The organism is Oleiagrimonas citrea (assembly GCF_012395255.1).
GTDB lineage: Bacteria > Pseudomonadota > Gammaproteobacteria > Xanthomonadales > Rhodanobacteraceae > Oleiagrimonas > Oleiagrimonas citrea.
On record NZ_JAAZQD010000002.1, the window covers coordinates 11957 to 35114 of the forward strand.

Here is a 23158-nt window from a genome sequence, read left to right on the forward strand (position 1 = left end):
CTCACTCAGTGGATTCGCCGAGCAGTTCGCGAATGTTCGCGATCAGATCGGCTTCCTGGTAAGGCTTGCCCAGGTAGCGCTCGACGCCGATGTCCAGCGCACGCTGGCGATGCTTCTCGCCGGTGCGCGACGTGATCATGATGATCGGCACGCCCTGCAAGCGCGCATCATTCTTCATGTACGTCGCCAACTCGTAACCGTCCATGCGCGGCATCTCGATATCGAGCAACATCACGTCCGGCACGCGCTCCTGCAGTTTTTCGACCGCATCCATGCCGTCCTTCGCCGTGGTGACCTCGTAGTCGTGGCGCTCCAGGATGCGTCCGCTGACCTTGCGCATGGTGATCGAGTCGTCGACTACCATGACCAGCGGATGCTCGCGCTGCTCGGACTGCGCCGTGGGCAGCTGCGCCTGGATCGTCTCCTCGTCCTGGTCCTCGGCGTGCTGCTTGAGCGCCACGCCGTGACGCACCAGCGGCGCCAGATCCAGAATCATCACGACCGAACCGTCACCCATGATGGTGGCACCGAAGATGCCCGGGACCGAGCTGATCTGCGGACCGACCGATTTCACCACGATTTCGCGCGAGCCGATCACGCTGTCGATGCGCACGGCGGCACGCAGGTCGCCGCTTCGCGCCAGCAGCAGCGGCGGCTGCATGTCGTCGCCGATGTGGCCGGCCGGCACATCCAGCAGCTGCGCCAGATCGTGGATGCCGTAGTCCTCGCCCGCATAAGTGAAGGTCGGGTTCTCTTCGCTCAGACGGCGCTTCAGTTCCTCGCGGCTGATGCGCGCCACGCCCTGCACGGACGTCATCGGCAAGGCGAAGGTCAGTTCGCCGACCTTGACCATGATGGCCTGGGTCACCGCCAGCGTGAACGGCAGGCGGATGTTGAAGGTCGTGCCCGTGCCGCGCTCCGAGTCGATGGTCAGCGTACCGCCCATCTGCTTGATCTCGTTGGCGACCACGTCCATGCCCACGCCGCGGCCGGCCAGCTGGGTCACCGACTGCGCGGTGGAGAAGCCGCTTTCCAGGATGAACCCGAACAGGTCGCGATCGGACAGCTTGGCGTCCTCACGCAGCAGACCTCGCTCGATGGCCTTGCGGCGGATCGCATCGCGATCGATACCGGCTCCATCATCCTTCACGCGGATCAGCACCTCGGTGGAATCGCGGCTCACGTCGATGGCCACCGTGCCCTCGGCCGGCTTGCCGACCTTGGCGCGCTCGTCCGGCGACTCGATACCGTGCGCCAGCGCGTTGCGCATCATGTGCTCGAATGGCGCCTTCATGCGCTCGAGCAGGTTGCGATCCATTTCACCGTGGGCGCCGGACACGCGCAGCTGCGCGCGCTTGCCCACTTCGGTCGATGCCTGACGCAGCGTGCGACGCAGCGTCGGCACCATGGAATCGAACGGCACCATGCGCGTGCGCATGAGGCCTTCCTGCAATTCCGAACTCACCCGCGACTGCTGCAGCAGCAACGTCTCGGACTGGCGCGTAATGTCGTCGAGCATGGTCTGCAGCGAGACCAGATCGGCCACGGACTCGGCCAGTGCGCGCGAGTACTGCTGCAGCTGCGAGAAGCGATCCAGTTCCAGCGGATCGAAGCTGGCCTGACCGGCTTCCTCGTTCTCGCGCTGGTAACGCGCGATGATCTGCGCTTCGGTCTCGATCTCCAGCTTGCGAAGCTGGTCGCGCAGACGCGCAACGGTCTGTTCGAACTCGACCAGGTTGTAACGGTAGCTGCTGACCTGCTGTTCCAGACGCGCGCGGTAGATCGACACCTCGCCAGCGTAGTTGACCAACGAGTCGAGCAGATCGGCGCGAACGCGGATCATCTCCTGCGGCGCACGCGACAACTCCTCTTCCTCGATCAGCGGCGGCGGCTTAGGTGCCGGTGCTGGCTTCTCGTCGCGGACCGGCGTCTCGGCCGGTTCGCTCGGGGTCGTCGGCGCGGAAATTTCCTCGCTGGACGGCTTCGGAGCCTCGACCGACTCCTCGTCGCCGGTCGTGACCGTTTTTTCACCACGGGCCAGGGCCTCGAAATAGGCAATGGCGCGACTCGGCATGCCCACGGCCTGGCCACCGGCAACACGCTGCACCAGTGCATGCAGACGATCGAACCCGCGCTCGAGCGATTCGATGGTGACGGCGTCCATGTCGACGTGTCCGGCATCGACGGCTTCCAGCAGCGTCTCCATGGCATGACCCAGGCCGCCGATTTCCTCTAGGCTGGCCATGCGCGCACCGCCCTTCAGCGTATGCAGGTCACGCTTCAGGTCGACCACGTATTCGCGGGCCTGCGGCGCCTCACGCAACTTGGCCATGACGCTGTCGGAATGATCGAGGATGTCGCGTCCTTCCTCGATGAAGATTTCCAGCAGGTCGGCGTCGAGGTCCGGCTTGTCCAGCGTGCCCTCGGGCTGCGGATCGTCCGGGAAGGCATAGTCCTCGGGCAGAGAACCCAGAACGGAGGCGGTCGCTGCGGCGGGTTCCGGCGTGGCCGTTTCCGCACGATCGGACTCGGACGCCTCGACAGCCGGCGTCTCATCTTCGCTGTCCTGGAAGACCAGGTCCGTTTCGGATTCCGTTTCGGATTCCGTTTCGGACTCTGCTTCGAATGCCGCTTCTTCGGGTTCTCCTTCCGGCGGCGCATCCGCTGCCGACTCGGCAGAAGCCGCAGCGTCGTCCCCTACCTCGGCGGAAATGTCGTCGATGGCGAAAGATTCGGACTCGGCCTCCGGCTCGGACTGCGCGGCTTCGCTCGCGGTTTCCTCCGCTGCGGACTCGGCGACGTGGTCACCCGGCAACGAATCCAGCTCGTCCACGGATTCCAGCGTGATCGCGTCCGTCTCGTCGAACGACAGCACATGCTCGTCTGCGGACTCGTCCGACGCTTCTTCGGCGGACGTCGCATCCGCGTCTTCCGCCGCCTCGATCATGCCCGTGAAATCTTCCGCGGCGAGCGCGGATTCGATCTCGGCCTCGATGCCGCTCGTGTCGAAGACCTCCGCGGCCGATTCCTCGGTCCCGGCAGTCGTCGGTTCGCGGGCCACCTCCTCGGTGGTTTCGTCCGCAGTCTCGCCTGTGGCCCCGTCACGGGCCTCCTCCGACGTTTCGGGCGGAGCGACTTCCTCGGCGGCGCGCTCGGACGCATCGCTGGTCTCGGACAGAACTTCGTCTTCCAGATCGAGTCCGTAGACCACGTGCGCGAGGTTCGGCTCGGCCAGGGCATCGCGTAGTGCGCACAGACGCTCGACCAGGGCGTGCGTCTCCGGCAGATGCGGTTCGGATGCATCAAACTGCGCGGCAACCTGCTCGGTGACCTGCACGGCCTCGCGCATGGCATCGCAACCGTCGCGCGGCATCGGCGTTTCGCTGGCGCGCAAACGCTTCAGATAGCCTTCCAGCGGCGACAGCACCTCGGACAGCAGCGGCACCTCGACCATGGCGATGGCGCCATGCATGGTGTGCACGGCGCGCAGCAATGGTTCATCGACGACCAGCTCGCCCTCGCCTGCCGCTTCGAGCGCCGCACGCACCGTGTCCAGGTGCTGCGCGATCTCGCTTCGGAGAATCTCCAGCAACACCGGATCCATCGGCGGCAGCGCCGGCACGGCGATGACGTCTTCGTCCGGAGCCGCTTCGTCGGTGACGTCCTCGCTCGGCGCATCGACGAAGGCGGCGGTCGGAATGTCCTCGACCTCGGCCTCCACACGCGGCACGCGGCGCTTGACGATGCGCTTGACCCGCTCGCCCGACGGCTTCAATTCGGCCTCGACATCCAGCGACTCGCCGGCCGACAGACGGTCGGCGATGTCCATGATCTTTGACAACGGCGCGGTCGGCGCAGCCTCGCCACGCAAGGCCCCGAGCAATTGCGGCAGCGCGGTCACGGCGTGATCGACCAGCCCGACCACGGAGGCATTGGCCTGGATCGAGTTGTCGAGCACGCGGTTGAGCATGTTCTCGACCTTCCAGCTGAACTCGCCCAGCACACGCGCACCGACCAAACGTCCGGAACCCTTCAACGTATGGAAGGCGCGACGAATCGGCGTCAACTGATCCTGCGCATCGGGTTTCTGCTTCCAGTCGCCGAGACGCTGCTGCAGACCCTCGATCTCTTCCTCGACCTCTTCCAGGAAGACTTCTCGGATCTCGGCATCGATTTCATCGGCCGTCCCCTGGAAACCGGCCTCGGCTGCCAGAGGGTCGGGCGCGAAGCCGTCTTCCTCGATCTCTTCCTCGATCTCGACCCAATCCTGGCTCTCCGGCGTGCCGGTGGCTTCGGTGTCGGTCAGGTGCAGACCGGTGACGTCCACGCCCGGCGATTCTTCCTGAAGAGCTTCGCCGACCACGAGGTCATGCAGGTCTGCGCCCGGCGCGAGACTGACCGATTCGGTCAGCTCTTCACCCGGCTCGCTCTCGTCCTGCACGATGGCGCTTTCCGGCGCATCGGTTGCCGCAACCGGCGCTTCGGTGGTCGGCGCTTCGACGATCTCCGCCTCGGGTTCGACGCTTTCTTCCGGCGCTCGCCGCGGCGGGACCGGCCAGTAACCCAGGTCGCGCAACGCCTGTTCGGCGACATCGAGGATGTGATCCAGGCCGCCCTGACGATCACGCGCGGCCTCGAGGTAATACTCCAGCGAAGCCAGCGCGTCGGCCAACTTGTCCATCTGTTCGGTGGTCGGTATGCGCTTCTCGATGACCAGTTCGTTGTCGATGAAGCGGCCCACGCCGTCCAGCAGCTCGCCCGGACGCGATTCGCCCAGCATGCGCATGGCGCCGGCAATCTCGCTGAGCGTGTCCGGCGTGCCCTCGAGGTGCTGGTGATCCCACGGCGACTCGATGAATGCGACGATGGCGTCCTTGACCTTGCCCAGGCTGCCCACGGATTCGCGCATCAGCGTCCCCAGGACCTGGCGCGCCTCGCTTCGCGGCAGCATGGTCCCGACGACATCCCCTTCGTCCGCCTCGTCCTCGCCCTGGGCGCCGTCCGCACCGAGGCTCTCGATGTGGTCGTCCAGCGACGCTTCGACGTAGAGCAGCGCGCCGGCCACATCCAGCAGCGTCTCCTCATCGGCAGGACGCGAACCGGACGCGATGTCCTGCACGATGCGGCGCTGTTCGCCGATGACACGCCGCGGAACGTTCAGCCCCAGCATGCCGAGGGTGTCGGCCACGCGATCGAGAAGATCGGCCTGCCCGGAGAACTGCGACGGATCGCCGCCGGGCTGGCGCAGAAACAGATCCAGCGCGTCCTTGACGCGCAACAGGTCTTCCTTGATGGCCTGCGAGACCGTGTCCAGCAGGACACGGTTGTGCCCGGTCATCGAGCTGCGGGCGTGTTCGACCTCTGCCGCATCCGGCAGCAGGTGGTTGAGACCGTAGGTCTGGCCGATCGCGGCCAGGCGTTGCGATCCCGGAGTGGCGCGCGCCACGTAATAGAGCAGCTGGCGCGCCAGTTCCACGGGATGGCCATCGGCCAGCGCCAGTTCACCTTCGTCGATGAGCACGCGGATGGCACGATCGACGCGGCCGATCAGCTGCTTGACCTCCGCCGTGTGTTCCTCGAGATGGCCTTCGATCATGCCGTCGAGCACGCCGGCAGTAATCCACCACAGACGACGACCGGCCACACTGTGGCACTTGCCGGCCAGCGCATCCATGGTGTCGCGCATCTGCGCCAGACTCTGCTTGCCGCCCTGGCCGCGGAACCAGGCCAGCAACGGCTGCTGGAACTGCTGACGCAACTCGGTCACAGCGCGTTTCTGCGCCTCCGGCGACATCGGCACCGGCACGCCCGGCGCCGAGGATGGCAACGGCGCATCCAAATTCGGCGTGAACAGGACGGACTCGTGCAGCGATTCCGCGCCACGACTGCTGCGCAGCTCGTTCAGCAGCGGCAGCAGCACGACGGACACGTCGCGGTGACTGCTCTGCAGGCGTTCCAGGTAATCCGGCAGCTGCACCAGACCGCTCATCAACGCCGCATAGGCGTCGTCACGGTTCTCGACCTTGTCTTCGAGCAGCGAACCTACCAGCTGCTCCATCTCCTGCACCACCATAGCCGCGCCGTACAGCTCGACCATGCGCAGCGTGCCCTGCACCTGATGCAGGACCTCGGCGCAGGTGCGCATCAGTCCGCTGTCTGGGTTCTCGACATAGGCCTCGAGCGACTCGCGCGCACGTTGCAGCGCTTCGTCAAGCTCGGACTTGACCCAGTTCAGCGTGGTGAAATCGATGTCGTCTTCTAGTCTCATGCGCTCTCGCGCCCCCTTTGGCGAGGCTCCAGACAGGTCACCGGACTGGGTCCTGCAACGTGTTTGAACATGCCTTCACCTCCGCAACGCTTGTTTCCGTGAACCGCCGGTACGTTCCCGGCAATTCGTTCGTATGTTGTGCGGGGGTTCGGCCTTGGTTCGAGCCCCTCCGTAATGCAGTTTCGGCGACGATCAGGCGGGCAGCTTGAAGTCGGCCACCGAGCGACGCAGGTCGTTGGCGAGCTGGGCCAGGTTGCCGATCGATTCGGCTGTCTGGCTCGCGCCCATCGAGGTCTGCGACGTGATCTCCTGAATCGAGTTCATGGTCGAGGTGATGTTGGTCGCCGCCGAGGACTGCTGGCGCGCCGCCACCGAGATGCCGTTAATCAGTTCGGCCAGATCGTTCGACACGCGTTCGATGTCGCCCAGTGCGGTACCGGCGTCCTCGGCCTTGCGGGCACCGGACACCACCTCCGCGGTGGTCTGCTCCATGGAGCTGACCGCCTCGTTGGTATCGGACTGAATCGTCTGCACCAGCGTTTCGATTCGCTTGGTCGCGTTGGCGGAACGTTCTGCGAGGCGCTGGACTTCATCGGCCACGACCGCGAAACCGCGGCCCGCCTCACCTGCCGAGGCCGCCTGAATGGCGGCGTTCAGAGCCAGAATGTTGGTCTGTTCGGCAATGTCGTTGATCAGTTCGACGATCGAGCCGATTTCCTGCGACGACTCACCCAGTCGCTTGATTCGCTTCGAGGTTTCCTGAATCTGGTCGCGGATCGAGTCCATGCCTTCGATGGTCTCGCGCACGACGGCGGCACCGCGCGATGCAATCTGCACCGATTTCTGTGCCACGTCGGCCGACTCGGCGGAGTTCTTCGACACCTGGTCGATGGACGTTGCCATGTCGGAAATGGCAGCCGATGCGGACGTGATCTGCTGTGCCTGATGCTCGGCGGCCTCGGCCAGATGCATGGCGGTGGCCTGCGTCTCCTGGGCGGCAGCCGAGACCTGCACGGCAGTCTCGTTAATGGTGGTCACCAGTGATCGCAGTGCTTCCACGGCGAAATTGACCGAGTCGGCGATGGCGCCAGTAATGTCCTCGGTCACGGTGGCCTTCACGGTCAGGTCGCCTTCTGCCAGCGAGCCCATCTCGTCCAGCAGGCGCATGATGGCCTCCTGGTTACGCTGGTTCAGCTCGTTGGTGACCTGCAGACGGCGCTTCTGTTCGCGGCCCTGCGAGAACACCAACTGGATGGCGAACAGCACGGCGCCGGCGGCGGCGATCAGGCCCAGCCAGATGTTCGGGAACAGACGCGCAGTGGGCAGCTTGCCGATCGCGGTGGACACGTCGTTGGCGCGCAGCAGCACGGTCTGCGAGTCCAGCGAAGCCTGGTTGCCCGCTCCCTTCACGGCCTGCAGGTTGGTCGCCGCGGACACCAGCTTGTTGACCGGATCCTGCAGCGCCGTCCATTTCTTCTCGATGCCATCGAGGATCTTGCGCGCATTGGCATTGCTCATGGCGCGCACGCCGACGTCGCTGTTGCCCTTGATCAGACCATCGAGCACGGCGCCGTACAGCTGCGCGTCACGCGACAGGCCATCGGCCGCGCCCTGCGCATTCTCGCCACCCTGCAGAATTTCCTGCACGCGGCGGATCATGCGGTCAGCCAGCACCAACTGGCGCGAGGCCGTGTAGGTCTGCGAAGAGCTGCCGCCCTGCTGCAGGATGTTGACGACCTGCTCCATGCTCGAGTTGAGCACCGGCATCTGCTGCGAGAAGGTCGAAGCCTTCTGCGCCGAATCCACGACCAAGCCGCGGTTCGACAGGATCTTGCTGATGTCGCCATCCAGCTGGCCCCAGGCATTGTTCAGGGACTTCACCTGACGGGTGGTGATGGCGTTCTCGCCGTAGGCCGGTAGGCCGTTCTGCGCATCGCCCTTCAGCAAGTGCTGCACGTCGACGTCGATGGCGTTGCGCGTGGACTGCAATTCCTTGAACGAGTCGATGTTGCCGCTGGCGGCCTCGAGTGCGTATTTCGCCGTCTGCTGCGAGAGCACCTGGATCTGGGTGGTCAGGGCCACCGCCTGGCGCTCTTCGCTGTTCTTGCGGTTCAACAGGTAGAAGTTGCCAGCCGCGATGATGATCATCAGTGCAAGCAGGATGATCACGCCGATGTTGCTGCGCTCCTTACCAGTACCCCCCGTTGTCGTACTCATAGCCTTACCTCACCCATCGACATGGAATTGCGCATCACAGCGCTGCCTGCAAAAAGTCCGGAGCCCGCGTCAGCCGGTTCATGCTGAACATGCCGATGCGTTGCTCGCCTACGGTTGCGTTGTCGCTCACGAAACGGGCGATACGCTCATCTTCTTCTACGTACGATTCATCGCGATGCTCGTCGCCAATGCTGCGCTGGCCGACGATCTCGTCCACCAGCAGCGCAACATTGCCGCCGTGCTGGCGCACCAGCAGCAAGCGGCTGCGATCAGTGACCTGAGTGCGCTGATCGAACAGGAAACGGGCCAGATCGATCACCGGCACCAGATTGCCGCGCACGTTGGCGATACCGAGCATCCACTCGCGCGTGCCGGGCACGTGCGTGAGCGGCTGCGCGACCAGCAGTTCGCTGATTTCGGCAATGCTGCTGGCGAACAGATGCTTGCCCACACGGAAGCAGATGCCGCGCCACTGGCCCGGATTCTCGATCTGCTCCGGCTCACCGGCCACGTGCGCCAAGCTGCGGCGCTCATAGTCGGCCAGCTGTTCGAAGGGCGTGAATGCAGCGTTGTTCATCGCCTCGCTCATTTATGCGGCCAGCAGCTTCTCGATCCGCGTCAGCAGCTCTTTCTCGCTGACCGGCTTCGTCAGAAAATCACGCGCACCCTGGCGTAGTCCCCAGACGCGATCGGTTTCCATCGACTTGGTGGTGATGATCAGAATCGGAATGTCCTTGGTCGCCGGGTCGCGATTGAGCATGCGCGTGGCCTGGAAACCGTTCATGCCCGGCATGATCACGTCCATGATCACCATGTCCGGCATGTCCTGCTTGACCTTGTCGATACCTTCCTCCGCGCTGTTGGCGCTGGAGACCTGGTACCCGGCCTTTTCCAGCTGCATCGTGAACACGCGCACGTCGGTCGGGGAATCGTCGATGATGAGTATGTTTGCCATGAAAGCCCCTGCTGCTCTCTATGCCGTTCTCACGCCGCCATGGCGTGACGACGAATGGCTTCGAGCAATTCGTCGCGTGTAAAAGGTTTGGTCAGATACTGCTCGGCGCCGACGATACGGCCGCGTGCCTTGTCGAACAGGCCGTCCTTCGAGCTCAGCATGATGACCGGCGTGCCGCGGAACTGCCGATTGTTCTTGATCAATGCGCAGGTCTGGTAGCCATCCAGTCGCGGCATCATGATGTCGACGAAGATGATCTGCGGTTTCAGATCGGAGATCTTCGACAGCGCTTCGAAGCCGTCCACCGCGGTCTGCACGTCGCAGCCCTCTTTCTTCAACAAGGTTTCCGCGGTGCGGCGAATGGTCTTGGAATCGTCGATGACCATAACGCGCAGCCCTGCCAGACTGCCTTTTTCGACAGAGTCGTTCACTTACCGCCCCCCTGCGGCCCGATCGAGGGCTCGGGAATGTTCGTAGTCATGATTGTCAGCTGAAATCCTGATTCGGCATTCCGCGCGCGAGCTGATCCGCGTTCCCCACACGGCGCCATACGTACGAAGCAGCCAGATCTTAGGCTGTTTAACGCTTGTTTACGAAAATTGTCAAGTTGAAGCTGCAAGCGTTTGTTGCCCAAAGCCTTACGTGCATCCACCCCTTTTCAGGCTTCAGTCACCCCCGATCACGTTACCAGACTTTCACGACTTCGGGCACGCTCTTGCGTGCGCGAAGCCAACAAAACCTCTTTGCAGGATCGGGGCCAGCCCGACGCGGGCATGCGACACTGGATCGGACTTGCCTGCTGTCGCCACGGACCGGCAAGCTACCCGCCCCAACGAATATCCCCCGCAGGAATCGCCATGTCACTCGCCGTCGCCGTTCTCATGGATCCGATCCAGTCCATCAAGGTTGCCAAGGATTCGACGCTGGCGATGCTGCTCGAGGCGCAACGTCGCGGACACACTCTGCTCTACATGGAACAGGGCGATCTGGCCGTGCGCGACGGCAAGGCCTGGGCGCGCATGGCGCCGCTGCAAGTGCGCGACGACCCGAAGGACTGGTGCACGCTGGGCAACGCCGACTGGCGTCCGCTGCACGATGCCGACATCGTGCTGGAACGCAAGGACCCGCCGGTCGACGCGCAATTCATCTACGACAGCATGGTCCTGGAACTGGCCGAGCGCGAGGGCGTCCGCGTGGTCAACCGCCCGCAATCGCTGCGCGACTGCAACGAGAAGCTCTATGCCCTGCAGTTCCCGCAGTGTTGCGCGCCGACGCGGGTGGCACGCGACCCCGATACGCTGCGCGAGTTCGTCTCGGAGCACGACCAGGTGGTACTCAAGCCGCTCGACGGCATGGGCGGCCGCGGCATCTTCCGCAGCCATCGCGGCGACCCCAACCTGAACTCGATCCTGGAGACCCTGACCGAGGACGGCACCCGCCTGGCCATCGCCCAGCGCTACATTCCGGAGATCACCGCCGGCGACAAGCGCATTCTGGTGATCGACGGCGAACCGGTGCCCTATGCGCTGGCGCGCATTCCGCAGGGCGACGAATTCCGCGGCAACCTCGCCGCTGGCGGCCGCGGCGAAGGCGTACCGCTGAGCGATCGCGATCGCTGGATCGTGGAACAGGTCGCACCGGACCTGCGCCGTCGCGGCCTGACTTTCGTCGGTCTCGACGTCATCGGCGACTACCTGACCGAGATCAACGTCACATCTCCCACCTGCATCCGCGAACTCGACGCGCAGTTCGGGCTTACCATTGCAGGCCTGATGTTCGACGCCATCGAGAAAACCCTTACGTGAGTTCCCAAGCGCGCGGGCCCGGCAGCGCCGACATGCTCGGCGCCACGCTCCTGTTCTCCCTGTTGCTGCACGGTCTGGTCGTGCTCGGCATCAGTTTCGCCTACCCCAAACCCAAGGCGCGACTGCCGGCGCTGGACGTCACCTTGCTCAACACCGCCAACCAGAAAGCCCCGGACAAGGCCGACTTCCTGGCCCAGGCCAACAACCAGGGCGGCGGCGAGAGCGACCAGGCGCACCGCCCCTCGCAACCGTTCTCGACGCCGCTGCCCAAGCCCGACCCGGGCATCGCGCCACGCCCGATCAAGCCCTCCGCGCCCGCACCCAGCGAGGCCAGCCAGACGCACCGGATCACCACCACCGGCAACTCGCCGCAGCACGTAGCCAGCAGCACCGACCGGCATGCGCACCCGCAGACCGATCTGCAACGCGATCGCGTGGCCATCCAGCGCCGCCTGGAGATGGCGCGCCTGGCGGCGCAGATCCGGGCCGAACGCTCGAAACTGGCCAAACGACCGAAGATCAAATACATCAACTCCAGCACGCGCCAGTACGCCTATGCCGCGTACATGCAGGCATGGGCCTCGCGCGTCGAACGCGTCGGCACCCTGAATTTCCCCGATGCCGCCCGCACCGGGCGCTACAGCGGCAGCCTGATCCTGACTGTGGTGCTACGCCGCGACGGCTCGATCAAGCGCATTGCGGTCATCGAAAGCTCCGGCCGCAAGGTGCTCGACGATGCCGCCATGCGCATTGTGCGTATGGCCGCGCCGTTCCCACCGATTCCACGTACCGGCGAGCATTACGACGAGCTCAACATCACCCGCACCTACCAGTTCCTGCACGGCGGCACGCTGCAGACCCACTGACACGGACGACGAAAATTGAACGCGTCTTATCGACGCGCTTTATGTTCGTGCCCGCTACAATGCAGCCATGGAAAGCCCACACACCCTCGCCGGCCAGTTCCTGATCGCCATGCCGGCCTTGACCGACCCGCATTTCACGCGCGGGGTGGCCATGGTCTGCCAGCACGGCGAGGATGGCGCCATCGGCCTGATGATCAATCGCCTGTCCGAATTCAGCCTCGGCGACGTGCTGGCACAGATGCAGCTGGAATGCGACGAACCGCGCGTGGCCGAGATGCCGGTTCTGCTCGGCGGACCGGTCCAGCCCGAGCGCGGCTTCGTGCTGCATACCGACGAAGGACACTGGGAATCCAGCTACCGCATCAACGACGCCTGGTCGGTGACCACCTCGCGCGACATCCTGGTCGCCATGGCCGCCGGTGAAGGCCCGTCCCGCGCCGTGGTCGCACTCGGCTACGCCGGCTGGGATCCCGGCCAGCTCGAGAACGAACTGATGGAGAACGCCTGGCTGACCGTCGAGGCCGATGCGCGCATCGTCTTCGACGCGCCGCTGGAGGAACGTTGGATCGACGCCGCCGGTCTGGTCGGCGTCGATCCAACGCAGCTCACCGGTTACGCCGGCCACGCATGAGCTGCGTGCTGGGCTTCGATGTCGGCACGCGCATGATCGGCGTCGCGGTCGGCAATCTCCTCACCCTCACCGCACGCCCGCTGGACGTGATCGACGTCCGCAAGGGCGATCCCGACTGGAGCAAGCTCGACCGCCTGGTCCGTGAATGGCAGCCCGATCACCTGATCGTCGGCCTTCCGCTCACGCTGGACGGCGGCGAACAGCCGATGACCCGTACCGCACGCGATTTCGGCAACCGCCTGCGCAAGCGCTACGGCCTGACGCCACACATGTGCGACGAGCGCAACAGCTCGCAAGAGGCGGCACGACGCTTCGCCGATGCTCGCGCTGCCGGCCACAGGCGCCGTCGCGACGGCCAGCGTATCGACGCCGACGCCGCCGCGGTCATCCTCGAACACTGGCTGCACGGAGCCTACGAGAACTGAGCGCGCTCTCGACGCTGCAAGTCGCGCTGCACACGCCTACAATGTGCCGACCTCGCCCGCCCGGATGCCCATGAGCACGCGTCTTCACCACCTGATCTCGCTGGCCCACCTCGACCGCGCCTGCCTCACCCGCCTGCTCGACCGCGCCGACCGGATGCGCGACGCCAGCCTGCACGGCACGCGCAAGCTGGACCTGCTGCATGGCCGCACCGTGCTGAATCTCTTCTTCGAGCCGTCCACGCGCACACGCACCTCGTTCGAGCTCGCCGCACGCCGGCTGGGCGCCGACGTGGTCAACTTCGACATTGCCCGCTCGTCGACCAACAAGGGCGAGACCCTGCTCGACACCCTGCACACGCTGGAGGCGATGCATCTGGACGCGATCATCGTCCGCCACCGCGAGACCGGCACGCCGGAATTCATGGTGCGTCACGCCATGAGCGGCGTGTCCGTGGTGAACGCGGGCGACGGCAACCACGCGCATCCGACCCAGGGCCTGCTCGACGCACTGACCATCCGCCAGCATCGCCCGGACTTCAGCCAACTCACCGTCACCATCTGCGGCGACATCCGCCACTCGCGCGTGGCGCGCTCGGACATCCACGCACTGACCACTCTGGGTGTGCGCGAACTGCGTTTGTGCGGCCCGGAATCACTGCTCCCGGATGCCCACGAAGTTCCGCAGGGACACTTCACCGAGGATTTCGACGCCGCCGTCGAAGGCGCCGACGTGGTCATCATGCTGCGTCTGCAGAAGGAGCGCATGGCGGCCACGCTGCTGCCGGATGAAGCCGCCTATTTCGAACGCTACGGCCTCGACAGCGCTCGCCTCGGACGCGCCGCGCCGGGCTGCCTGGTCATGCATCCCGGCCCGATCAACCGCGGCATTGAGATCGCACCCGAGGTGGCCGACGGCGCCCAATCGCGCATCCTCGAACAAGTCGGCAACGGCGTCTTCGTGCGCATGGCCGTCCTGGCCGAGGTGCTCGGACGCTGATCCACCGGGCCTTGGCTAGGCCGAATGGCCCATTACGGCTGTCACTGTTTGTCCCATGACCCGCATGCATAATGCGGGCAGGGACCATTCGATCCATGGGGGTAACACATGAAAGGGAAACGCTTCGCGATCGGCGGCGCACTGCTTGTCGCCACGCTCGCCGCATGCAGTCACAAGCCGTCCGACACGCCACTCTCGTACGTGCCGAACGACACGCCGTATCTGCTCGCCAACATCCAGCCCATGGATGCCGACATACGGGCGGCCATATACAAGCAGGCCGATCAGCAACTGCCGATGCAGGTCGCACAGATGCACCAGACTGCGGCCAAGCTGAAAGAGAAGGACCCGAAAGTCGCCGCGCTGCTCGACGTATTCGCGGATGAATTCGACGGCCGCACCATGGAACAGAGCATTCGCCACATGGGCCTGGACCCGGATGGCCGCTCCGCGTTCTACGGCCTGGGTCTGAGCCCCGTCATGCGCTTCCAGCTCAGCGATCCGGCGGCGTTCCAGGCATTCGTCGGTCGCATCGAGAAGGCGCTGGGCACCTCGTTGTCGAAAGCCACGCTGGACAACGTCACCTATCAGTACGCCGACTTCGACAAGAACGCGAAACTGCGGTTCCTGACCGCCGAGCGCAACAAGCAGGCGGTGCTCGCCCTGCTCCCGGCCAACGCCGATGAAGCCATGATACGCCTGGCGCTGGGCCTCAAGCACCCCGCCCGGAGCATCGAGGACAGCGGCAAGCTGAAGAAGCTCATCGACGCCGAGGGCTATCAGCCGTACGCCGCGAGCTACGTCGATTTCCGTCAGCTCCCGGCCCTGATCGCAGGCGAGAAGGACCCGATGCTCAAGGCGCTTCTGGCCAGCTCACCGGACGCGGCCACCAAGCTTCCGGCCAGCTGCAAGGCCGATTTCGACCGCATGGCGGCGCGCATGCCGATGATCAGCTTCGGCCTGACCAAGCTGAAACCGGAACATATCGGCTACCGCGTCAACGTCGCGCTGGCGCCGGACATTGCCAAGACGTTCGCGGGCATCGACGTCGGCCTTCCCGGTCTGAGCGGCAACGCGCCGGCACCGCTCGACCTGGCCATCGCCCTGCCCGTCAAGGAATTCCGCGCCTTCTGGATGGCACAGGCCGATGCGGTATCCGCCAAACCATTCACCTGCCCGGCCCTGACCAAGCTCAATGACGGCTTCGCCAAACTGCGCATGGCCGTGCAGAAGACGGCCGTGCCGCCGGTCAACGATCTGCGCGGTCTGCGCGTGATGATCGACCGTTTCGACATGCCGACCTCGGACAGCGACAGCAAGATGCCGAAGATCGCCGGACGCCTGCTGATCGCCTCGGACAACCCGGAAGGCATACTGGCCATGGCACAGATGGCCGCGCCGCCGTTGAGTCAGATGAAGCTGGAGAAGGACGGCAAGCCCGTCGCGCTGCCCGCCGACCTGACCCAGAAGGCTGGCGGCGAACCCGCCTGGGTCGCCATGACCGACCATCTGCTCGCAATCGCCGTCGGCACGGGTGAAGACCAGCATCTGACCCGCGACATGAAGGCCTCCGGCAAAGCTGCCGGCGCACTCGCTGCGTTCCGCTTGAACGGCGACATGTATCGCAAGTGGGTCGACGCGATGACCGACAAGGTCATTGGGCCGATGCAGCACGCGGCCGCCCAGAACAAGGATCCGAACGCGGCCAAGCAGGCCCAGGAGATGGCCCAGCGCATGCAGCAGCTGAAGGAGCAGGCCGAGCACATCGACAACATCGCCGAGAAGTTCCATGCGGACGACAAGGGCATCACCGTCGATGTGGACGTGCAACGCCACTGAATCTCGCTGCACGTTCGACATGAAAAAGGGCGCCTAGGCGCCCTTTTTCATGTTCCGCGGCGGCTGGCCGCGCGTCCGCGACGCCACTCAGAAACGATGCACGCGGTCTTCTTCGGACTCGACCAACTCCACGCCGTCCATGCCCTGACTGAGGCTGTTGGCGTCGCCGCCCTGCGACAGCTTGATCTTCAGACGCACCTCGTTGGCGCTGTCGGCGTGACGCAGCGCGTCCTCGTAGCTGATCTCGCCGGCGTGATACAGCTCCACCAGGGCCTGATCGAAGGTCTTCATGCCCAGGTTGTTCGACTCCTTCATCACGTCCTTGAGCTTGTGCACATCGCCCTGACGGATGAAATCCTGCACCAGCGGCGTGCCAAGCAGGACTTCCATCGCCACCCGACGCGCCTTGCCATCCGGCGTCGGGATCAGCTGCTGCGCAACGATGCCCTTGAGGTTCAGCGACAGATCCATGAACAGCTGCTGGCGACGATCCTCGGGGAAGAAGTGGATGATACGGTCGATGGCCTGGTTGGCGTTGTTGGCATGCAGGGTGCACAGGCACAGGTGGCCGGTCTCGGCGAAGTTGATCGCGTGTTCCATCGTCTCGCGGGTACGCACCTCGCCGATCAGGATCACGTCCGGCGCCTGGCGCAGCGTGTTCTTCAGCGCGTTGCCCCAGGATTCGGTGTCGATACCGACCTCGCGCTGCGTGATGATGCAGCCCTCGTGCTTGTGCACGTATTCGATCGGGTCCTCGATGGTGATGATGTGCCCGGTCGAATTCTGGTTGCGGTGGCCGACCATCGCCGCCAGCGAAGTCGACTTACCAGTGCCGGTCGCACCGACAAAGATGATGATGCCGCGCTTGGTCATCGCCAGCTGCTTGATGATCGGCGGCAAACCCAGCTCTTCGGTGGTCGGAATCTTGCTCTCGATGCGGCGCAGCACCATGCCCACGCAGTTGCGCTGGTAGAAGCACGACACACGGAAACGGCCCACGCCCTGCGCGGAGATCGCGAACTGGCACTCGTGGGTCTTCTCGAACTCCTCGCGCTGGTTGGGCGTCATGATGTTGAGCACCATGTCGCGCGACTGCTGCGCGGTGAGCGGCTGCTGGGTCACCGGCACGATGCGTCCGTTGACCTTGATGGAGGGCGATACGCCGGCGGTGATGAAAAGGTCCGAGGCCTTCTTGTGCACCATCAGCTTGAGGAAGGAGGAAAAGTCGATTTCGGCCATGATGAAGGCTCCCGCGAGAACCGGTTTGCCGTTCGACGCCGCTCCCTTGCGGGTCGCTGCGCCGCGCGGCGAGGCCGGCGCCCCGCTCGCTTGGATTGTGCCCCGAGTGTAGTGCGTTCACGTGGCCGGATTCGGGACACCGGCCACGCGTGGAATCAGCGGAAGATTTCCTTGTTCTTGGCGTAGCTGCGGGCGTTCTCGCGCGTAACCACGCCGCGCTTGACCAGATCCTGCAGGCACTGGTCCAGCGTCTGCATGCCATGCTGCTGTCCGGTCTGGATCGCCGAGTACATCTGCGCGACCTTGTCCTCGCGGATCAGGTTGCGGATGGCGGGAATGCCGACCATGATCTCGTGCGCCGCGATACGACCGCCGCCGACCTTCTTCAACAGCGACTGCGCGATGACCGCGCGCAGCGACTCGGACAGCATCGAGCGCACCATCGGCTTCTCGCCCGACGGGAACACGTCGATGATGCGGTCGATGGTCTTGGCCGCCGAACTGGTATGCAGCGTGGCGAACACCAAGTGGCCCGTCTCCGCGGCGGTCAACGCCAGACGAATGGTCTCCAGATCGCGCAGCTCGCCGACCAGGATGAAGTCCGGATCCTCGCGCAGCGCCGAACGCAGCGCCTCGTTGAAGCCATGCGTGTCGCGATGCACTTCGCGCTGGTTGATCAGGCACTTCTGCGAGGTGTGCACGAATTCGATCGGGTCCTCGACCGAGAGCACGTGACCGTATTCGTTCTTGTTGATGTGGTCGATCATCGCCGCCAGCGTGGTCGACTTGCCCGAACCGGTCGGGCCGGTGACCAGGATCAGGCCCTGCGGCTGCTCGATCAGTTCGCGGAAAATCGGCGGACAGCCCAGATCCTCCAGCGTCAGCACTTCCGACGGAATGGTACGGAACACCGCCGCCGCGCCGCGCTGCTGGTTGAAGGCGTTGACGCGGAAACGCGCCAGGCCGGGGATCTCGAACGAGAAGTCGACCTCGAGGAATTCCTCGTAATCGCGACGCTGCTTGTCCGACATGATGTCGTACATCAGCGCGTGCACTTGCTTGTGGTCGAAGGCCGGCGTGTTGATGCGGCGTACGTCGCCGTCGACGCGGATCATCGGCGGCAGACCGGCGGACAGATGCAAGTCCGAGGCCTTGTTCTTGACCGAAAAGGCCAGCAGTTCGGCAATGTCCATGCAGACTCCCCCTAGCGGAGACATTTCTTGGCGGTCGACCGGCGGTCACGCCGACGGTCTGAATCATGTGTTCAGTATAACCACGGGCACGATGCGTGTGTGCGCGGATGTACCGCAGCGCAACATGCGATTTGGGACCTCGTCCCCAATCCAGATACTCTGGTGTATTCCACGCTGTCGCGCAGCATGCCGACCTCATCCTGAAGGCTTCGGCGATGCGTGCGGCGACGGCGGTCGAAACACGGTCACACGAGGAGTCACGGCATGCAGAACATCACCTTCATCGGCGGCGGCAACATGGCACGAAGCCTGGTCGGAGGATTGATCGGCACCGGCGTCGAACCGAAGCAGATCGCCATCGCCGAACCACGCGAGGAAGCCCGCGAGGAACTGGAACGCGACTTCGGTGTGCGCACCTTCGCTGACGGCAAGGACGCGGTCGCCGACGCCGAGATCGTGGTGCTGGCGGTCAAGCCGCAGATCCTGCCCGGCGTGTGCAAGGAACTGGCCGAGGCGGTCGCCGCCGCGAAGCCGCTGATCGTCTCCATCGCCGCGGGCATCCGCACCGACCAGCTGCAGCGCTGGCTCGGCGAGGGCACCGCCGTGGTGCGCTGCATGCCCAACACGCCATCACTGATCGGCGCGGGCGCGACCGGCCTGTACGCCACGGAAAAGGTCGACGCCACGCAGCGCGAGCAGGCCGAAACCCTGCTGCAGACCGCCGGCGTCACGGCCTGGGTCGAGGACGAAGCCCAGATCGATACCGTCACCGGCATCGCCGGCTCCGCGCCGGCCTACTACTTCCTGCTGGTCGAGGCGCTGGAAGACGCCGCCGTGGCCCGCGGTCTGCCGCGCGAGACCGCGCGCAAGCTGGCGGCACAAACCTGCATGGGGGCGGGGCGCATGATGGTCGAGAGCGGCGAATCGCCCGATGCACTGCGCAAGCGCGTGACCTCGCCCAACGGCACCACGCAGGCCGCGCTGGAAAGCCTCAATGGCGACGGCATCCGCCAGATCGTGGCGCGCGCCGTGGACGCCTGCGCCGAGCGCGGCGCGGCGCTGGCCCGAGAAAACGACTGACTGACTCCGGAAACGCACGCCCATGAGCTACTTTCTGCAGGCCGCCCAACTGATCCTCGAATTCGCCTTCGGGGCCGTGGCCACGCTGTTCCTGCTGCGCCTGCTGGCCGAAGCCTGGGGCGTGCAGTTCCACAACCCGATCAGCCAGTTCGTCTACCGCAGCACCAACCCGGTACTGGCGCCGGCGCGCCGCGTGCTGCGCAATTGGCGTCGCATCAATTTCGCGGCCATCGCGGTGGCCTGGCTGGCGGAACTGGTCAAGCTGGGCCTGGAATTCCTGCTCGCCGGTGGCCTGCCCAACCCGGCAGGCTGGTTGCTGCTGGGCTTCGGTCAGCTGCTCGATCTGTTCCTGCTGATCTATATCGTGCTGATCTTCGTGTGGTCGCTGGCCAGCCTGCTCGGCGGCGACCCGGGCCACCCGCTGCTGCGTTTCGTGGCGCAGCTGGTGGAACCTCCGATGCGTCCGTTGCGTCGGCGCATGCCCACACTGGGTGGCCTGGATTTCTCGCCGATGGTGGCGATCCTGATCCTGATGCTGCTGCGCATCCTCGTCGCCGGCCCGCTGATCGGCCTTGCCGGCCGCATGGTGCTCGGCGGCTGAACGCCCCGACGCGTCGCATCGGCGTACCATGAAGCCTCGTCCGCAAACCGGAATGCACCCATGCGCCCCATCCGCCTACGCAACACGCTGGCCCTGATCGCCCTCGGCCTGCTGCCCCTCGCAGCCATCGCCGGGAAGGGCGTATGGACGAAGGGCGACCTGAAGATCCGCTACAACGCGCTGCCGGCAACAGCCCTGCCGGCAGCTTCGGCGAAGCAGCTCGGCGTCGCGCACGACCGCCGACAGGGTTTGCTGAACGTGCTGGTCACGCGCGGCAAGGACGGTACGGAAACCAGCCTGCCCGCCGACATCACGGCACGGGCCATGACCGAGAACGGTTCACCCGTGCGCATCCGGATGCGCGAAGTGAAGGACGACAACGGCATTTCCTATCTGGGCACGTTCACGATCCGCCACAGCGGCACGCTGCGCTTCGATCTGGACGTCACGCCGCGCGGCGCGGCTTCGCAGCACATCCAGTTCCAGCATACGTTCGCGGTCGACTGAGTTCGCCAACCGGCGCGTCAGGCGTTGCGCTCGGCCCAGCGCCGGATGATCGCGTGCAGCGCGTCCAGACCGTCGAACAAGGCTGCCGGCCCCGGCTGCAGGATGATCGGCGACTTCACTTCGTGGAGTTCGCCGGCACGCACCGCCGGCACGTCCGCCCAGCCCGGCCGCTGCGCGACCTTCTCCGGGCGGAAACGCTTGCCGCACCACGACCCGATAACGATGTCCGGCGCGCGGCGCGCCGCCTCGGCGGAATCGGCCAGGATGCGGTGCTTCGCCAGCGACTCGGCGGCGAGTTCGGGAAAGATGTCGTCGCCGCCGGCGATCCGGATCAATTCGGCGACCCAGCGGATGCCGCTGATGGCCGGATCGTCCCATTCCTCGAAATAGACCCGGGGCCGTCGCGGCAGCGCCGCCGCAGCCTCGCGCACGGAAGCGATGTGGGCCTCGGCGCGCGCCGCGTAGGCATCGGCCTTGCCGGACACGCCGACCATCCCGCCGAGACGCCGGATGTAGCCGAGAATGCCCTCGACGCTGCGGTGATTGCTGATCCACACCTCGACACCGGCCTTGATGAGCGCCTGCGCGATGTCAGCCTGAATGTCGGAGAAGCCGATCGCCAGATCCGGCTCCAGCGCCAGAATGCGATCCACCTTGGCGCTGGTGAACGCCGAGACCTTGGGTTTCTCCTTGCGCGCCTCCGGCGGGCGCACGGTGAACCCGGAAATGCCCACGATGCGCGCCTGTTCGCCGAGCGCGTACAGCGTCTCGGTCGGTTCCTCGGTCAGGCAGACGATGCGTTGCGGGAACGGGTCGCTCACGGATACAGCAGGCTGGATGTCCAGGTCTTGCCCATGCGCTGCCAGCGCACGCGTTCGTGCAGACGGAACTCGCCGGCGTACCAGAACTCGATGCTGTCGGCGACCACGAGGTAGCCGCCCCAGTGCGGCGGACGCGGCACGTCGCGGCCCTCGAATTCCTGTTCGTACTGGGCCACCCGCGCCTCGAAGGTCGCGCGATCGGGCAGCGGACGCGACTGCAGCGACGCCCACGCGCCAATCTGGCTGCCGCGCGGACGACCGGCAAAATAGGCGTCCGACTCGGCCTCGGGCAGTCGTTCGGCGCGCCCCTGCACGCGCACCTGCACGCCATCGCGCACGTGCTTCCAGTGGAACGTCAACGCCACCTGCGGGTGCTCGGCGATCTGCTCGGCCTTGGCACTCTCGTAGTTCGTGTAGAAGCGGAAACCACGCTCGTCCACGCTCTTGAGCAGCACGATGCGCCCGTGCACGCGCCCGTCCGGCGTGGCCGTGGACAGGTTCATCGCGGTCGGTTCGGGGTCGGTCGAACCACGCGCTTCCTCGAGCAGACCGCGGAAGGTGGCGAGAATTTCTTCGTTGAGCATGAGTGGCGAATATCGTTGAGAACGTGGCGCGGCTATGCTGGCAAGCACGCGCAGCCATCGGAAGGGATCGATGCCAAAGCGAGATGCTAGCACGGCGACCGATGCCCTCGCGCAGCGGCTGCTGAAATCCTTGTCCAGCCGCATTCTTGCCGCGCGGCATCCCTTTCTGCTCGGTCTCTCCGGCCTGCAGGGCAGCGGCAAGAGCATGCTCGCCGCCGCGCTGGTGCGTCAGGCCCGCGGTCGCGGCTGGCCGGCACAGACCCTCTCGCTCGACGACGTCTACCTGGGACGTCGCGCACGCCGGGAACGGGCCGCGCGGGTGCACTCGCTGCTGCGCACGCGCGGCGTTCCCGGCACCCACGACCTCGACCTGCTGCGGACCACCCTGGATGCCTTGGCCGAGGCGTCGGCGAACCGCCCGGTGGCGCTGCCCCGCTTCGACAAGGGCCGCGACACGCGCCGCCCTCCCTCGCGCTGGCCTCGCGTGCGCGTGCCGCCTCGCCTGATCGTGCTGGAAGGCTGGTGCATCGGCGTGCCCGCGCAATCGGACGCGGCACTGCGCACGTCCATGAACGCGCTGGAACGCGACGAAGATGCCGATGGTCGCTGGCGTCGCTACGCGAACGATTCGCTCGAAGCCATGCAGGATCTGTGGAAGCGTTTGGACGCTCTGATCCTTCTGCAGGCACCCGACTGGCCCACAGTCTGCCGCTGGCGCGCCCAGGCCGAAGCGCCGCTGCGCGCGCGAGGCGCGCCGCAAGCCATGAACACGACAGCGCTGCGGCGTTTCATGCAGCACTACGAACGCCTCAGCCGACACGCTCTGCGCACGCTGCCGCCGCGCGCGGACATCGTGATCGCTCTGGATGCTGCGCGCCGCGTGATCTCGTTCCGGGAAAAAGCGGTCAGTCGACGACGAAGGTGACGCGCATGTTCACGCGCCACTCCTTGATCGTTCCGCCCGAGTCAGTGACACACTTGATGTCGTTCACCCAGGCACCCTGGATGCCCTTGACCGACTCGGAAGCCTTCTTCAACCCGCTCTGCACGGCATCCTCGATGCCGTTCGGCGAGGATGCGCTCAACTCGATGATCTTGGCGACTTGCATGGCGATGCTCCTACCCGTGCG

Annotated in this window: 20 protein-coding genes; 10 read left to right on the forward strand and 10 right to left on the reverse strand. The window is 65.3% G+C overall.

The genetic code is table 11. The features are described from left to right. Position 1 precedes the first annotated feature (1 nt). From HF690_RS04045 to pilG, 5 genes are all read right to left on the reverse strand, one after another. On the reverse strand, positions 2-6268 hold the full coding sequence (locus HF690_RS04045) for a hybrid sensor histidine kinase/response regulator (protein WP_168608554.1): 6267 nt from the start codon (positions 6266-6268) through the stop codon (positions 2-4). A 192-nt stretch (positions 6269-6460) separates the two neighbouring features. Further along, complete coding sequence (locus HF690_RS04050) at positions 6461-8485, reverse strand: methyl-accepting chemotaxis protein (protein WP_113064507.1); 2025 nt, start codon at positions 8483-8485, stop codon at positions 6461-6463. Between the two features lie 34 nt (positions 8486-8519). Continuing rightward, entirely contained in the window at positions 8520-9062 is a 543-nt protein-coding gene (locus HF690_RS04055) for a chemotaxis protein CheW (RefSeq protein WP_240151581.1), read from the reverse strand. 12 nt (positions 9063-9074) lie between these two features. Next, positions 9075-9440 (reverse strand): response regulator, encoded by a 366-nt coding sequence (locus tag HF690_RS04060; protein ID WP_113064505.1) that lies wholly within the window; start codon positions 9438-9440, stop codon positions 9075-9077. Between the two features lie 29 nt (positions 9441-9469). Continuing rightward, positions 9470-9826, reverse strand: a complete 357-nt coding sequence (gene pilG, locus HF690_RS04065; RefSeq protein WP_113064504.1) for a twitching motility response regulator PilG — start codon at positions 9824-9826, stop codon at positions 9470-9472. A 471-nt stretch (positions 9827-10297) separates the two neighbouring features. On the opposite strand from pilG, the gene gshB reads away from it, so the two are divergent. From gshB to HF690_RS04095, 6 genes are all read left to right on the forward strand, one after another. Beyond that, positions 10298-11245 (forward strand): glutathione synthase, encoded by a 948-nt coding sequence (gshB, locus tag HF690_RS04070; protein WP_168608555.1) that lies wholly within the window; start codon positions 10298-10300, stop codon positions 11243-11245. Further along, positions 11242-12111, forward strand: coding sequence for a TonB family protein (locus HF690_RS04075; protein WP_240601750.1), 870 nt, complete (start codon positions 11242-11244; stop codon positions 12109-12111). Before gshB ends, HF690_RS04075 begins: the two co-directional genes overlap by 4 nt. A gap of 67 nt (positions 12112-12178) precedes the next feature. Then, positions 12179-12742, forward strand: coding sequence for a YqgE/AlgH family protein (locus tag HF690_RS04080; RefSeq protein ID WP_113064502.1), 564 nt, complete (start codon positions 12179-12181; stop codon positions 12740-12742). After that, positions 12739-13167 carry a Holliday junction resolvase RuvX gene (gene ruvX, locus HF690_RS04085; RefSeq protein WP_168608556.1) on the forward strand — a complete coding sequence of 143 codons (429 nt, stop codon included), beginning with the start codon at positions 12739-12741 and terminating at the stop codon, positions 13165-13167. The genes HF690_RS04080 and ruvX overlap by 4 nt, the downstream gene beginning before the upstream one ends. A gap of 70 nt (positions 13168-13237) precedes the next feature. After that, positions 13238-14164, forward strand: a complete 927-nt coding sequence (locus HF690_RS04090) for an aspartate carbamoyltransferase catalytic subunit (protein ID WP_113064500.1) — start codon at positions 13238-13240, stop codon at positions 14162-14164. A 108-nt stretch (positions 14165-14272) separates the two neighbouring features. Next, positions 14273-16003, forward strand: a complete 1731-nt coding sequence (locus HF690_RS04095; protein ID WP_168608557.1) for a hypothetical protein — start codon at positions 14273-14275, stop codon at positions 16001-16003. 87 nt (positions 16004-16090) lie between these two features. Here the strand turns inward: HF690_RS04095 and HF690_RS04100 are convergent, their stop codons facing one another. Next, positions 16091-17242: a PilT/PilU family type 4a pilus ATPase gene (locus HF690_RS04100; protein ID WP_168608558.1), complete on the reverse strand. Its 1152-nt coding sequence runs from the start codon at positions 17240-17242 to the stop codon at positions 16091-16093. A 155-nt stretch (positions 17243-17397) separates the two neighbouring features. Further along, positions 17398-18435, reverse strand: a complete 1038-nt coding sequence (locus HF690_RS04105) for a type IV pilus twitching motility protein PilT (protein WP_113064497.1) — start codon at positions 18433-18435, stop codon at positions 17398-17400. A 264-nt stretch (positions 18436-18699) separates the two neighbouring features. Here HF690_RS04105 and proC point away from each other — a divergent pair, with 264 nt between their 5' ends. Genes proC through HF690_RS04120 form a run of 3 tightly spaced genes read left to right on the forward strand, consistent with a single transcriptional unit; the run spans position 18700 to position 20623 of the window. Next, positions 18700-19515, forward strand: coding sequence for a pyrroline-5-carboxylate reductase (gene proC / locus HF690_RS04110; RefSeq protein WP_113064496.1), 816 nt, complete (start codon positions 18700-18702; stop codon positions 19513-19515). A 22-nt stretch (positions 19516-19537) separates the two neighbouring features. Then, a complete protein-coding gene (locus HF690_RS04115; protein WP_113064495.1) occupies positions 19538-20116 on the forward strand; it encodes a YggT family protein in 579 nt (192 codons plus the stop codon). Between the two features lie 60 nt (positions 20117-20176). Next, positions 20177-20623: a DUF4426 domain-containing protein gene (locus HF690_RS04120; protein WP_168608559.1), complete on the forward strand. Its 447-nt coding sequence runs from the start codon at positions 20177-20179 to the stop codon at positions 20621-20623. Between the two features lie 17 nt (positions 20624-20640). Here the strand turns inward: HF690_RS04120 and HF690_RS04125 are convergent, their stop codons facing one another. Both HF690_RS04125 and pdxH read right to left on the reverse strand, forming a co-directional pair. Next, complete coding sequence (locus HF690_RS04125; RefSeq protein WP_168608560.1) at positions 20641-21444, reverse strand: ABC transporter substrate-binding protein; 804 nt, start codon at positions 21442-21444, stop codon at positions 20641-20643. Beyond that, a complete protein-coding gene (gene pdxH, locus HF690_RS04130) occupies positions 21441-22028 on the reverse strand; it encodes a pyridoxamine 5'-phosphate oxidase (protein ID WP_113064492.1) in 588 nt (195 codons plus the stop codon). Before pdxH ends, HF690_RS04125 begins: the two co-directional genes overlap by 4 nt. Positions 22029-22098: 70 nt before the next feature. Here pdxH and HF690_RS04135 point away from each other — a divergent pair, with 70 nt between their 5' ends. After that, positions 22099-22953 (forward strand): kinase, encoded by an 855-nt coding sequence (locus HF690_RS04135; RefSeq protein ID WP_168608561.1) that lies wholly within the window; start codon positions 22099-22101, stop codon positions 22951-22953. Here the strand turns inward: HF690_RS04135 and HF690_RS04140 are convergent. Beyond that, entirely contained in the window at positions 22934-23137 is a 204-nt protein-coding gene (locus HF690_RS04140) for a dodecin family protein (RefSeq protein WP_113064491.1), read from the reverse strand. The two genes, HF690_RS04135 and HF690_RS04140, sit on opposite strands and share 20 nt — an antisense overlap. Between the last annotated feature and the right edge of the window lie 21 nt (positions 23138-23158).